The following is a 12,849-nucleotide window of genomic DNA, read 5'->3' on the forward strand; positions in this document are numbered from 1 at the left end:
TCGCGAGGATTATTCTCAGGGCGCCACGCATGACGGGGGGCTGACCGGAAGTCAACACACAGCGCACCCCCGCATGTGACAGCCGTCTCGATTCGCGCTTATGTAGCCGCAAAAGTGATTGGGAGTCAGAGGATGAAGAGGCTTGCCAGCCTGGGCGCAGGGCTCAGCCTGCTTATGCTGCCGGCAGCGGCCCAGCCTATTGGTGGACGCCTGGCGCCTCCCCTCAATGTTGTGCAGGCACCCTCCGTATCGGGCGGCTCCGACAGGACAGAACTGACCCAGCGTCAATCCATGGTGATCGAAGAGGATGGAACGGTCCGTTTCCTGACCCCGGCCGAGTCTGCGGAGCTTTTCATCTCCCGCGAACGGGCCAGCGAGTTCAATGTCGAGCTTGATCAGCAAGCTGATGCGCCCGATTCCCTCAAGATCGAAGTCTCAGGCGCGGAGATCAGCGAAACGCTCACCCCCGATGGCGGCACACGCATTCTGAGGGTGGTTCCGGAAGACGGAAGCCCGAGCTGGCTGATCACTATTACAAAAGATTAATCGAAAAACGATAATAGAACTTGACGATAAACGATAAGTGCTTATTGTTAATCGTGAAGCCGGGCGGAACGGACGTGATGTCCAAACGCCCCCTACCTCACCTGAGCCGTTGCTCCGGTCTGCCCGGTTCTCACTGCCCCTGATTATACCTCCAAACGAAAGAGGCGCGGACCCTTGGTCCGCGCCTCCCACCGTTTGCAGCGTTTCCTCCCAGAAACTTGCTGGGACATAAGGCCGCGCATTTCGAGTTATGTCAAGAATGTGTCTTCGATTTTTTCTAGTAATTCCTTACCTTTAATTGCTGCACCTGCGAACAAGACCTCCAGGCTGGCCTTCGCCTCAGGTGACCATACGGCAGCCGGTGACACCGCAAAGACCGCCTCGCTTTTCAGGATCAGCCCGTCCGACAGGATCTTCAGTCCGTTGGCCTTCAGGGTCGCGCCGGTCGACGTGATATCGACGATCACATCGGCAGAGCCTGTCGTTGGGGCAGCTTCGGTGGCTCCCGCGCTCTCGACAAGGCGGTATTCCCCGACCGAACGGGCTGCGAAGAAGCGCCGGGTCAGGCGCATGTATTTGGTCGCGACCCGCAGGCGGCGGTGATGCGCTTTTCGGAAGGCAGCCCCCGCAGCTTCAAGGTCTGACATCGTATCGACATCGACCCAGGCCTGAGGCACGGCGACGATCACGTCGGCCCCGCCAAAGCCCAGTCGCTTCACGACGTCGAAATCGCTCTCCCCGGTCGGGGCGAGGTCATGCAGCAGGTCTTCGCCGGTCACGCCGGCATGCAGGCTCCCGTCGACCAGGCCCTGGGCGATCTCCCGCGCAGAAAGAAGCCGCATCTCGACATCGCCGAGACCTTCGATCTCGGCCTGGTAACCGCGCTCGCCGCCGATTTGGGTGACCGGGAAACCGGCAGAGGCCAGCCATGCCTCGGATTTTTCCTTCAGCCGCCCCTTGGACGGGATCGCCAGTGACAGACGGGTCATGCGCCCCTCCCTTTCGCACGCAGCACGCGGTCGGGCCGCACCATGCCGCCAATGGCCGTCGCATTGGCCTCGCCATTCGAGAGGCCGGAGACGAGGCCGTCATAACGCCCGCCGGATGCAATAGGCTGGCGCTCGCTCAGGTTCGGGCCCAGCGTCTCGAACAGGAAGCCGTCATAATAGGTGAACCGACGTCCGAAGCCCGACCGGAACCGGCAGATCGCCTTCACCTCCGGCAGCAATTCGCGGATCAGTTCCATCCGCCGGGCGACGCGTTCGATAGCGTCAGAGGTGCGTGGCAGGCTGTACTTCACAGCAATCGCGTCGAGCTGGTCGGCCGCTTCGGCAGCTTCGCAGTTCACCGCAGCGAGCGCCCCGATGACTTCGCGCACCTTCTCTGGCACGCCGCCGGCGGCCAGCGCCGCAGCCCGGGCGCGCAGGCCTGAAATGATCTCCGGAACGCTCCGTGTTCCGATCAAGGGAATGCCTCGTTCGGCCAGTGCCGCCCGGAAGGCCGTCTCGGCTTCTTCGGGCGTCGCAGCTTCCAGCGTCGGCACGAGGTCTGCCTCTATCGGTGCAGGCGATGCCTCGACCAATGCGCGCACGCCGCCCTCCTGACGGAAAGCCCGCTTCAAGAGGTCTGCCGTCACACGCGGCAGGCCCAGTGCATCGATGAAGGCCGGGAAGATGGCGAGGTCACCCGTGGCAATCGCTTCCGGCAGGACATCGCAATCGCGGACGGCCTCATGCACCAGCGCAAAGGCCTCGGCATCCTCGACCGGGTCAGAGTCCCGACCGAAACGTTCGAAGCCGACCTGCGTGAATTCCATCGGGTCGCCGGATGCCGCCGGCAGGCGGAACGCCTCGGCGGCATAGCAATAGGCTTTCGGGCCATTGGTACCGCTGGCGAGCCGTTCGGCTTCCAGCCCTGCCACCGGCAGGGTCAGGTCCGGCCGCATGACCATCTCGTTGCCGCGATGGTCCGTGAACACGCAAAGGCGCGCACGCACAGCTTCGCCCGACAATTCCAGCGGAATGTCGGACGGCAAGATATAGGCCGGATTGACCGGCTCGGCGCCGGAGGCCTCGAACCGGGACCGGGCCGCTTTCACGATGGCTGCGTAAGTCATGCCTGGGCCTCGACGATGCGGCGGACGGCTTCCACCATTTCGGCGCGCGGCACCTCCATCTGGCCGGGGCGGGCTTCGCGATATTCCTCGTTGGACTTGATGGCCTGCGCTTTCAGCGCGCCCATTTCAAGATCCTTGATGGTGACCGTGCCCTTGGCGAGTTCATCCTCACCCACCATGACAGCAACCGGGGAATTGCGCCGGTCGGCATATTTCATCTGCTTACCCATATTGTTGGCCCCGCCCATATAGGCTTCGGCGCGCAGCCCTGCTTTGCGCAACTCGGCGGCAATGGAGAGCGCGATGGCAGGATTGTCCCGGTCGAGATTGAGCACGACGACCGGGCCATCGAGCTTTGCCGTTTCACCCATGATCTGCATCGCGGCAGCAAGGCGTGAAATACCGATGGAAAAGCCCGTGGCCGGAACGCTTTGCCCGGTGAAGCGCGCGACAAGGTCGTCATAACGCCCGCCGCCGCCGATGGAACCGATGCGGTAGGTCTTGCCGTCTTCGCCGGTCACTTCGCGCAGCAGTTCTGCCTCATAGACCGGACCGGTATAGTATTCGAGCCCGCGCACGACCGACGGGTCGATCAGCACATCGCTTTCCGGCGCACCAAGTCCTTCGAGGGCGCTGGCAATGGCTTCGAGTTCGGCGAGCCCAGCCTTGCCCTGCTCGCTGTCTCCTGCGGCTTTGGCGAGATTGGCGAGCGTGGATTCGCGCGTCGGTGCGCCGGCCTCAGCAAAGGCGAGGACGCGCTTGACCTCTTCAGGCCCGAGCCCTGCGCCTTTTGTATAGTCGCCGCTCTCATCAAGGCGTCCTTCCCCGAGCAGGTCAGCCACGCCGCCTGCACCGAGCCGGTCGAGCTTGTCGAGCGCGCGCAGGATCGCGAGGCGCGTCTCCTGGCTTTCAGCTCCGACGGCGTCCAGCACACCATTCAGCAAACGGCGGGTGTTGACCCGGATCGCAAACTCTCCCGAATGCATGCCGACGGCGCGGAGCGCTTCGGCGCCCATGGCGATCATCTCGGCATCTGCATGGAAGCCCGGCGCCCCCACCGTGTCGGCATCGCACTGCCAGAACTCGCGGAAGCGGCCGGGGCCCGGTTTCTCGTTGCGCCAGACGGGCCCGGCCGCATAGCGCCGGAACGGGCGGCCAAGGTCCTGGCCGGCTTCAGCGACAAAGCGGGCGAGCGGCGCCGTCAGATCGTAGCGCAGGGCGATCCACTGCTCGTCATCATCCTGCAGGGCGAACACGCCCTCATTCGGACGGTCGGTATCTGGCAGGAATTTGCCAAGCGCGTCGACATACTCGAAAGCGCCGGTTTCGAGGTGCTCAAAGCCCCACTGGCGATAGACGCCGGTAATGGTTTCCACGAGCCTTGCCTGTGCATGCAGGAGACCCTCACGCTTGTCGGGAAAGCCACGCGGCTTGCGGGCAAGCTGCTTGCCGGAGAGGGGCTTGCTGTCTTTGTCGCTCATGAGGTCGCTCTTAGTCCTGTTTGCGCACCGCATAGTCGGTGCTGGTCCGGATTGGAAGGCGACACGTCAACATCAGGCACGCCCCGGTTGTGGCCTGCCTCGTCTGATCTGGTTCTTTGGGGAACACTTTAGCAGAGGCGCAGCCGGACCGGTTCGCGCCTCGTCGGCGCGTCACGAATGATGGTGATGGTGGTGCAGTGCAGTGTTCATTACGCATGGCCGATACGGGGGCGGCCCGGCAAAGTCAACCGAAAGCTCAGGCGCCCTCGGTCTGGCGGGTGAACGGCTTCTCCTGCCCGTCCCGGCGCTCGATCACCTTGAAGATGCCCGTGCCGCGCATCAGCAGCTTGTCGTCTGCCCAGATCTTGCCCTCGACGGTGAAGACATCGTCCTGCCGGCCGATCACATGCCCCTTGCCCTCGACGAAGCTGCCCTGCTTGGCGCCGGAGAGGAAGTCGCACATCAGGCGGACGGTCACCCACCAGGTGTCGTCATCCTTCTCCACCGCTGCGCCCCAGGCCATGTCGGCGAAGGTCATGAGCATGCCGCCATGGGCGTTCATCATGCCATTGGTGTGATGCTCCTCGACACGGAAGGCGCGGGTCAGCCCCGTCTCGTCCCGCTTCTCGAACAGCGGGCCCACCTGGCGGCCGAAGCCCCGGTGCCAGGGCAGCATCTGGTAGCCTTCCGGCAGGTCGAATGTCTGGTTGCGTGAAAGATCGTCAGTCATGGCGTCCGCTTAGCGCCGTCTGCCGGGATTTGCCAGCCCTCCCCCAGCGAACGGGCGCAGCGCAGGGCGCGTCACATCGTCAACGAGATGAGATTGATGAACAAATGCGCCATGATCGGCAGGAACAGGCCTCCGCTCGCCACGCGCAGCAGACCCAGCACCATGCCGTACATCATCACCACCAGGATGCCGATCCAGCCATACTGGATGTGCTGGATGGCAAAGATCACGGCCGAAAGGCCTGCCGCCGAAAACGGCGACCAGCCGCGGGCAAGCAGGACGCCCATGACCAGACCACGATAGATGAATTCTTCCGCAAAGGGGGCCACCAGCACGACAGCGAACAGGATTTCCGCCCGCCTGCCGGCCTGCAGCTGGTGCGTGAAACTGTCACTGACACTGAGGCCCTGCGGTCCGAACATGATCGCCAGCAGGCCTGCCATGAAAGTGGCGAGGGCAACGGCGACCACGGCCACCACGAAGGCGCCCAGCACAATGATCAGGTTCATGTCGCCGGGATCGGCCACCTCATCGGCCACACCCTGAACCTTGAGATAGCCATAGATCGCCATCACGGTCAGCACATTGGCAATGCCGGACAGCGTGACAACCGACATGCCCGGCATCAATCGATGGACAACGATCGCTGGCAGTATGACCAGAAACTGGTAGGCGACGGCGACAATGACTGCCGTCCAGACCATCGAGCGAAGGCGGGTCAATTGAGTCGTGCGTCCCTGTGGCCCGTCGGGCCCCAGGCCTTAGAGCTCGATCATGTCAAAGTCAGATTTCGGCGTGCCGCAGAGCGGGCAGACCCAATCCTCCGGAATGTCGGCCCAACGGGTGCCAGGCGCAAGCCCTTCTGTCGGGTCGCCATGTTCTTCTTCATAGATGTAACCGCAGGTGCGGCACTGCCAGACCTTGTAAGGTGCTTCGCTCATTCCTTCCCTCCTCCTCAGACCGGCGCCAGGCGTGCGCGCAGCGATTGGATCAACATATCCTTGATGGGTGCGATGTCCGTGCCCGGGTCGATCATGTTCTGCATGCGTATACCGATCAGCGCGCAACCCGCCATCAGGGCGGTGGCGTCCGCGTCGGCGTCTTTCCGGATGCTGCCCTCGGCCTGCCCCCGCTCAATGAGGCTGCGGATCAGAACGCGCTCGACTTCGTGCGACTCGGCGAAAGCCTCACGGGTCTCAAGCCGGTCGGCAACCGCCGCTGCCAGCAGCATGTAATAGGCCTTGTCTTGTTCCTGTCCGTCCAGCGACCGGCAATGCAGCTCAACGAAGGCGCAAAGTGCGGAGAGGCCGTCCATGCGTTCCACATCAGCGGCCTCCAGCGCTTCGCGCTGCCAGCTATGCAAGGCGGTGATAAGACTGCGGATCAGGCCGTCCTTCGACCCGAAACGCTGCGTGACGAGGCCGCGGGAATAGCCCGCCTCCTTGCCGATGGCGTCGAAAGTGGCTGCGGCGACGCCGCTGGCGGACACGACCCGCATGGCCGCTTCCAGCAATTCCTGTTCGGACCGCTCACGCCGTTCGGCCTGTGTCAGCCGCCCGCCTTGAGCGGTGGGATGATCGGTCGGTGAGGCTGTGGACGCGTGAGGCATGAATCCGCCTAACATATTTGTTGGCTGTATAGCAAGTATATGTTAGATGCTGTTCCGACCGGGAGCCGGAAGTTGCTCCCACCACCGGAGGAAAGCATGACCATACCCGCCCATATCGCCGAAGCCGTTGTTGATCCGAAGGCCTATGCCGACTGGGATCGATCGCACGAGGCCTTTGCCTGGCTGCGCAAGAACGCACCGCTGGATGTTGCCGAGGTCGAAGGCTTCGATCCGTTTTGGGTGGTCAGCAAGCATGCCGATATCCAAAACATCGAGCGTCAGAACGACCTGTTCCATAACGAAGACCGCTCCGCCACGCTGACCACGATCGAAGCGGACCAAAAAGTGCGCGCCATGATGGGCGGCTCGCCCAACCTGCTGCGCTCGCTGGTGCAGATGGATAATCCGGATCACATGCAGTACCGCCGTCTGACACAGGGCTGGTTCATGCCGCAGAACCTCCGCAAGCTGGAGGACCGGATTCGTGGCATCGCGCGTGGCTTTATCGACAAGATGGCCGACAAGGGCGGCGAGTGCGACTTCGCCAAGGATGTCGCCTTCCTCTATCCGCTTCATGTCATCATGGATGTGATCGGGGTGCCGGAAGAGGACGAACCCCGCATGCTGAAGCTGACGCAGGAAATCTTTGGCGCGCAGGACCCCGAACAGAACCGTTCAGGCCAGTCGATTGCCGACACGGAAATGGGCATCGCCAGTATCCAGGAAACGGTGGCCGACTTCTTCGCCTACTTCGCCGCTGTCACGGAAGACCGCCGCAAGAGCCCGCGCGAAGACCTCGCCAGCGTTATTGCCAATGGGGAAGTCTACGGTAAGCCGCTCGGCCACCTCGAAGCGATGTCATACTACATCATCGCCGCCACGGCCGGGCATGACACCACGTCCAACACGACTGGCGGCGCCCTCTGGGCCCTCGCCGAGAACCAGGACCAGTTCCGCAAGCTGAAGGACGACCTCTCGCTGATCCCGTCCATGGTAGAAGAGTCCATCCGCTGGGAAACGCCGGTGAAGCATTTCATGCGCACCGCGACCGCTGACACGGAAGTCGCCGGCAGGCAGATCAAGAAGAATGACTGGCTGTTCCTGTCCTATCCGTCGGGCAACCGCGATGAGGACGTGTTTGACGATCCCTATTCCTTCAAGATCGACCGTACGCCGAACAAGCACGTTGCGTTCGGCTATGGTGCGCACGTCTGCCTCGGCCAGCATCTCGGCCGGATGGAAATGCGCATCCTGTGGGAAGAGCTGATGCCGCGCCTCCAGTCCCTTGAACTCGCCGGCACGCCGACACGGGTTCAGGCGAATTTCGTCTCCGGGCCGAAATCGATCCCGATCAAGTTCAAGATGAACTAGGGCCTTCGCCCATACGCTTTAATTCAGGCCGACCGCTGCCAGCGCGTCGGCTTGTCTTTTTGTGACGGCCTCCACCGAGAAGCCTTCAAGGCTTTCCTGAAACAGGCGGCAATAGTTCAGCTCCGCACCGAGCCGCAGGTAAGCCGCGCCGAGGCCAATGGCGGCGCGGTCCATGAAGACGAACTCGCGCGGGATCTTCACCGGGCCTTTCTCCTTCAGAAGCTTGCGGACCGTGAAGGCTTCCTTGCGGCCATACTCGCCCGCAGTCACACCATCGGCCACGCTGCGCACCCGGTCGTCCAGCAGCGGTCCATAGATAAAGCGCGCCCAGATGTTCAGCACTTCGACCAGGTCCTTCGAGAGGCCCACGAACCCCCATTTTTCATAGGCGGCATAGGCCGCGTCGAAATCGTCTTTCTGGAGGGCGCGATAGAGATCGACCACGCCTTCCACAAAGGTGGGCGGGAAAATGCGGATACAGCCGAAGTCGAGCAGGTTCAGGCCCGTCCCCTCTCCGGTCACCTGATAGTTGCCGAGATGCGGGTCGCCATGGATCACGGCGTGGGAGTTGAACGGCCCCCACCAGGTCCAGAACAGCATTTCGGCGATATGGTTGCGGGTCTCCTGCGAGGCGTCCTCGAAGGCGGTGAGGCGCTCGCCGGTCAGCCATGTCATGGTGAGGAGGCGGTCGGTAGAGAGCTCCTCCACCGGTTCCGGCACCTGTACGAAGTCCTTCTCCGCCAGCATCAGGGCGTAGAGCTCCATGTGCTTCGCCTCGCGGGCATAGTCGAGTTCCTCGCGTAGGCGGTCGGTGATCTCCTCCACCATGGCAGTCGGGTCGATGGAGCCGTCCATGCGCCTGAAGAGGCCGAGCACGGTCTTCAGCTGGCCGACATCACTCTCCACGGCGCTCGCCATGTCCGGATACTGCAGCTTGCAGGCGACCTTGCGGCCATCGTGAAGCGTTGCGGCATGCACCTGCCCCAGCGAGGCGGCGTGGGAGGCCTCGTGGCCGAAGTCCGCGAACCTGCCCTGCCAGTCCCCGCCGAGTTCCGCCCGCATGCGCCGGCGCACGAACGGCCAGCCCATGGCCGGGGCCTCTGCCTGCAGCTGTGCAAACTCTGCAGCGTATTTTTCAGGCAAGAGATCGGGCACGGTGGACAGCAGCTGCGCCACTTTCATCAGCGGGCCTTTTGACTTGCCGAGCGCGGCGGCCAGCGCCTTTGCGATCTTCTCATCACCCTGGTCTCCGCCGAACAGGCTCTGCGCCGCAAAGGTCAGCCCTGCCCCGGACAGGTTAGCCCCCACCTTTGCGGTGCGGGTCAGGCGCCCGGTGAAGCGGTTGCGTTCGGGATCGGAGGGCGGGCCGCCAGCAGGGCCGGATGTATCGCTCATGTTACTCATATAGAGTGTACGCGCGAAACTGGCACAGGGTTTGCGGCGCCGCAGGCCAATATGCAGGCCTTTTACAGCTATCTGACTCCACCGGGTGACAAGCCGATCAGGCGGCGTTATAGCGCGCGCCTCGAATTCATGACCGGCCTGTAATGCCAGGTTAACCACAAGAGGTACCCGCCGGCGCGTCCGGCCATGCCAATCCCTTCTTAACCAAGACATCCCCATACTGGGCCCTTGTGCTGTCCCGAGGACAGTTCGCGGCCACCGAAAGGATACCCTTTCCATGCCCTACGATACGCTTCTTACCGAGTTTGACGAGGATACCGGCGTCGCCGTGATCCAGATGAACCGTCCGGACGCACTGAATGCCCTGTCCGAAGCCATGATGAACGACCTGACCAGCGCGCTCGACCGCTGCGACCAGGAAGACAAGGTCGGCTGTGTCATCCTGACCGGCTCCAAAAAAGCCTTCTCCGGCGGCGCCGACATCAAGGAAATCAAGGACAAGACCTTCCCGGAGTCCTATTATGAGGACTTCATTTCCCGGAACTGGGAGCGGACGGCCCGCCTGCGCAAGCCGATTATCGCCGCTGTTTCGGGCTATGCAGTGGGTGGCGGCTGCGAGCTCGCCCTGATGTGCGACATCATCCTGGCGGCCGACAATGCCAAGTTCGGCCAGCCGGAAGTCCGCCTCGGCGTCATGCCCGGCGCAGGTGGCACCCAGCGCCTGACGCGGGCAATCGGCAAGTCGAAAACGATGGAACTCTGCCTGACAGGCCGCCTGATGGATGCCGGCGAGGCCGAGCGATTCGGACTGGTCAGCCGGGTGGTGAAGGCAGAAGACCTCATGGACGAAGCCCGCAGCCTTGCCCGCACAATTGCCTCCATGCCCATGGCCGGCGCCATGATGACCAAGGAAGCCGTGAACTATGCCTACGAGACCCCGCTTTCGCAGGGCATCCAGTTCGAACGGCGCCTGTTCCAGTCCCTCTTCTCGACCTCGGACCAGAAAGAGGGCATGGCCGCTTATGTCGAAAAGCGCTCGGCCCATTTCCGCGACAAGTAACGACAAGAGCCGGCAGGTGCATTTTTCCCGTATTGGACGGGACTCTCCGGTTGACGCCAAACCGGCCTTTATGTATCTCCGCGCCTTCAGCCTGAGGGTCGCCTCTCGGGCAACAGGAGTTTGATATGGCTAATACCCGTTCCGCCAAGAAGATGGTCCGCAAGATTGAGCGCCGAACCGAGGTCAACAAGGCCCGTCGCTCGCGCGTGCGTACATTCGTCCGTCAGGTCGAAGAAGCCATTGCTTCGGGCGACAAGACCGCTGCCGCAGATGCGCTCAAGGCTGCCCAGCCGGAGCTGATGCGTGCCGTCACCAAAGGCGTCATGCACAAAAACACTTCTGCGCGTAAAGTCTCGCGTCTGGCTGCCCGCGTGAAGGCAATGGCCTGAGGCCAAATCCTTCCGGACCACCGGCAAGAAACAAGCCCGCCCGGCGCCTCGCCCGGCGGGTTTTTTGCACCCGAAATCCGGTAAAAAATCCGCATTCCGAATTACCTTGCGCTTCGCCCAATTCGCGGTCAGGCTCTGCTCGAAAGTGTGTCACACGTTTGTCGGAATAACCTACAGAAATGCGAAATTGCAGAACTCAACGTGTTCGGCCTGCGTGAATGCGCAATCGAAAGGGACGATCAAAACTGTTACAAAATATTTCCAGTAATTGGCACGAATTTCACAGCCAATATTGATGAAGCCAGGTTGACAGAACAAAAGTGAACTTTTGTGCGCGAGGGCTCACTGGAAAAAAAATGCAGGCAGGTTTGAACGGAAAAAACCGTTGAGCCATATAGGTTTTTTTCGCCTCACAAGGGTGCTGTGGAAAGAGTCAACACGCCAATCACGGTTGTCGAAAAAAAGATACACTTGTCTTTGAAACCACCCGTCGGTACCTTGAGCTCACCAACGATAAACATCCCTGTACGGAGTATTTTCGGGGCCAGTTTCGGGTGACTGGACAGGGGTGTTGCGTGCCGGTTTGGTGGCTGTAACAGATAACAAAAAAATGGGGCTCGGCATGGACCGAAACAGACTCTTTGACACTCCAGCCAGCGTAGATTCCAAAACCAACAAGAAGATCTCCAGTCTTCCCGGCCAGGCAATCTGGCAGGCCGTCCGGGAACACCTGAAGGAGGTCCTCTCCACCGCAGATTTTCAGCGGTGGATCGGTGATCTGAAACTGATCGCGGAAGTTGACGGCAAGATCGTCATCGCCGCGCGTGATCGTCTCTCCTATGACCGTGTGTCGGCAGATCACCGCCACATCCTCCAGCGTATCTGGAAGGAGCATGACGATGCCCGGCGCGACATCCGGCTCGTCTGCTGGAAGGAAGCAGGCAGCAGCCTGCGTGCCATCGTCGAGGATCCCTGGACCGAAGCTGAGCCGGAAGCGGCTGCGGGCGGCGCCGGCAATGGGTCTGGCAATGGAGCGGGCGGCAATGACGGCGACGCGGCACAAGGCCCACGCGCATCTTCCGGCGCACCGGAATTGACGTTCGCCACGCTGGTGACCGGCAAATCCAATGCGATTTCCGTGGAACTGGCCAAGCGGGTGGCCGATGGTCAGCCGGTCGGGACACAGGTTCACCTGATCTCCGGCCCACAGGGCACGGGCAAGACGCACACGCTGCTGGCACTGCGCAGCCGCGCCCTGGAAACCAATGCTGACGCAACCGTCGTGTACCTGACGGCGGAGGAATTCCTGTCGGCCTATACGGACGGCGTGAAAGCGAAGGACACCAGCGCCCTGAAAAAGCGTCTGCGGTCCGCGTCCATCCTGCTGATCGACGACCTGCACCGCATTTCGGGCAAGCCCGGCACCGAGACCGAGCTGTTCCAGAACATCCGTGAAGTCACCGGCCAGGGCGGCAATGTCGTCCTCGCAGGCGACAAGACGCCGGGCGAGCTGGCTGGCTTCTCGCCGCGGATGATGAGCGAGCTGAAAGGTGCCACTGTTGTCGAGGTGGAGCTGCCGGACGAAGACATGCGGCGCGATATCATCCGCCGCCTGGCCCGTCACATCGAGATCGCGCATCCGGAATTCGTCCTCGACGAAGCCCTGATCGAGCGGATCCATACCGGCATTCGCGGCCCCGGCCGGGAACTGACCGGCGCGGTCTGGAACCTGTTCACTGAAGCAGGCTTCGGCACGATGACACCGACCTCCGACATGCTGGAACGGGTCATCCGCCGCATGGAAGGCGAAGTGCGGGCGCCGACAATTGAACTGGTGAAAAAGGCGGCGATGAAGGTCTTCAACGTGTCGAAGGCCGACCTCGAAAGCCCCTCCAAGGCCCGCTCCGTTGTCTATCCACGCCAGATCGCCATGTACCTGTGCCGGGAGCAGACCCATAAGTCCTTCCCGCAGATCGGACGCGCCTTCGGGCGGAGAGACCACACAACCGTTCTCTACGCTCACCGGAAGCTGACGCGGGACCTGCCGAACGACCCGGAACTGTCCGCGGATATCGCCCGTGTGGCCGCTGCGATCCTCGAACTGCAGGCTTCCGGCGGCCATTAACGAACTGAATAGGCCAGT

At 62.1% G+C, this 12,849-nt stretch carries 13 protein-coding genes; 5 read left to right on the forward strand and 8 right to left on the reverse strand.

The window, feature by feature from the left end; genetic code table 11:
* Window positions 1-132: 132 nt before the first annotated feature.
* Complete coding sequence (locus tag R3C98_RS17345; protein ID WP_371315334.1) at window positions 133-546, forward strand: hypothetical protein; 414 nt, start codon at window positions 133-135, stop codon at window positions 544-546.
* 248 nt (window positions 547-794) lie between these two features.
* Here R3C98_RS17345 and hisG read toward each other — a convergent pair whose 3' ends face one another.
* From hisG to R3C98_RS17380, 7 genes are all read right to left on the reverse strand, one after another.
* Window positions 795-1,535 carry an ATP phosphoribosyltransferase gene (hisG, locus tag R3C98_RS17350; RefSeq protein ID WP_371315335.1) on the reverse strand — a complete coding sequence of 247 codons (741 nt, stop codon included), beginning with the start codon at window positions 1,533-1,535 and terminating at the stop codon, window positions 795-797.
* Window positions 1,532-2,662 carry an ATP phosphoribosyltransferase regulatory subunit gene (locus R3C98_RS17355; RefSeq protein ID WP_371315336.1) on the reverse strand — a complete coding sequence of 377 codons (1,131 nt, stop codon included), beginning with the start codon at window positions 2,660-2,662 and terminating at the stop codon, window positions 1,532-1,534. Before R3C98_RS17355 ends, hisG begins: the two co-directional genes overlap by 4 nt.
* The gene (hisS, locus tag R3C98_RS17360; protein ID WP_371315337.1) at window positions 2,659-4,143 is read right to left on the reverse strand and encodes a histidine--tRNA ligase; all 1,485 of its coding nucleotides are present in this window, start codon (window positions 4,141-4,143) and stop codon (window positions 2,659-2,661) included. The genes R3C98_RS17355 and hisS overlap by 4 nt, the downstream gene beginning before the upstream one ends.
* Window positions 4,144-4,399: 256 nt before the next feature.
* A complete protein-coding gene (locus tag R3C98_RS17365; RefSeq protein ID WP_371315338.1) occupies window positions 4,400-4,873 on the reverse strand; it encodes a PaaI family thioesterase in 474 nt (157 codons plus the stop codon).
* A gap of 71 nt (window positions 4,874-4,944) precedes the next feature.
* Window positions 4,945-5,595 (reverse strand): CPBP family intramembrane glutamic endopeptidase, encoded by a 651-nt coding sequence (locus R3C98_RS17370; protein WP_371315339.1) that lies wholly within the window; start codon window positions 5,593-5,595, stop codon window positions 4,945-4,947.
* 39 nt (window positions 5,596-5,634) lie between these two features.
* Window positions 5,635-5,814 (reverse strand): rubredoxin, encoded by a 180-nt coding sequence (locus R3C98_RS17375; protein ID WP_034761866.1) that lies wholly within the window; start codon window positions 5,812-5,814, stop codon window positions 5,635-5,637.
* 14 nt (window positions 5,815-5,828) lie between these two features.
* Window positions 5,829-6,482, reverse strand: coding sequence for a TetR/AcrR family transcriptional regulator (locus R3C98_RS17380; protein WP_371315340.1), 654 nt, complete (start codon window positions 6,480-6,482; stop codon window positions 5,829-5,831).
* Between the two features lie 96 nt (window positions 6,483-6,578).
* Here R3C98_RS17380 and R3C98_RS17385 point away from each other — a divergent pair, with 96 nt between their 5' ends.
* A complete protein-coding gene (locus R3C98_RS17385; RefSeq protein ID WP_371315341.1) occupies window positions 6,579-7,853 on the forward strand; it encodes a cytochrome P450 in 1,275 nt (424 codons plus the stop codon).
* 18 nt (window positions 7,854-7,871) lie between these two features.
* Here the strand turns inward: R3C98_RS17385 and R3C98_RS17390 are convergent, their stop codons facing one another.
* Window positions 7,872-9,248, reverse strand: a complete 1,377-nt coding sequence (locus R3C98_RS17390; protein WP_371315342.1) for an ABC1 kinase family protein — start codon at window positions 9,246-9,248, stop codon at window positions 7,872-7,874.
* 286 nt (window positions 9,249-9,534) lie between these two features.
* On the opposite strand from R3C98_RS17390, the gene R3C98_RS17395 reads away from it, so the two are divergent.
* From R3C98_RS17395 to R3C98_RS17405, 3 genes are all read left to right on the forward strand, one after another.
* The gene (locus R3C98_RS17395) at window positions 9,535-10,317 is read left to right on the forward strand and encodes an enoyl-CoA hydratase (protein WP_371315343.1); all 783 of its coding nucleotides are present in this window, start codon (window positions 9,535-9,537) and stop codon (window positions 10,315-10,317) included.
* A 125-nt stretch (window positions 10,318-10,442) separates the two neighbouring features.
* Window positions 10,443-10,706 carry a 30S ribosomal protein S20 gene (gene rpsT, locus R3C98_RS17400; RefSeq protein WP_371315344.1) on the forward strand — a complete coding sequence of 88 codons (264 nt, stop codon included), beginning with the start codon at window positions 10,443-10,445 and terminating at the stop codon, window positions 10,704-10,706.
* Between the two features lie 622 nt (window positions 10,707-11,328).
* Window positions 11,329-12,831 carry a DnaA ATPase domain-containing protein gene (locus R3C98_RS17405; RefSeq protein WP_371315345.1) on the forward strand — a complete coding sequence of 501 codons (1,503 nt, stop codon included), beginning with the start codon at window positions 11,329-11,331 and terminating at the stop codon, window positions 12,829-12,831.
* The last annotated feature ends 18 nt before the right edge of the window (window positions 12,832-12,849 follow it).

This window comes from Hyphomonas sp., from assembly GCF_041398465.1.
Taxonomy (GTDB): domain Bacteria; phylum Pseudomonadota; class Alphaproteobacteria; order Caulobacterales; family Hyphomonadaceae; genus Hyphomonas.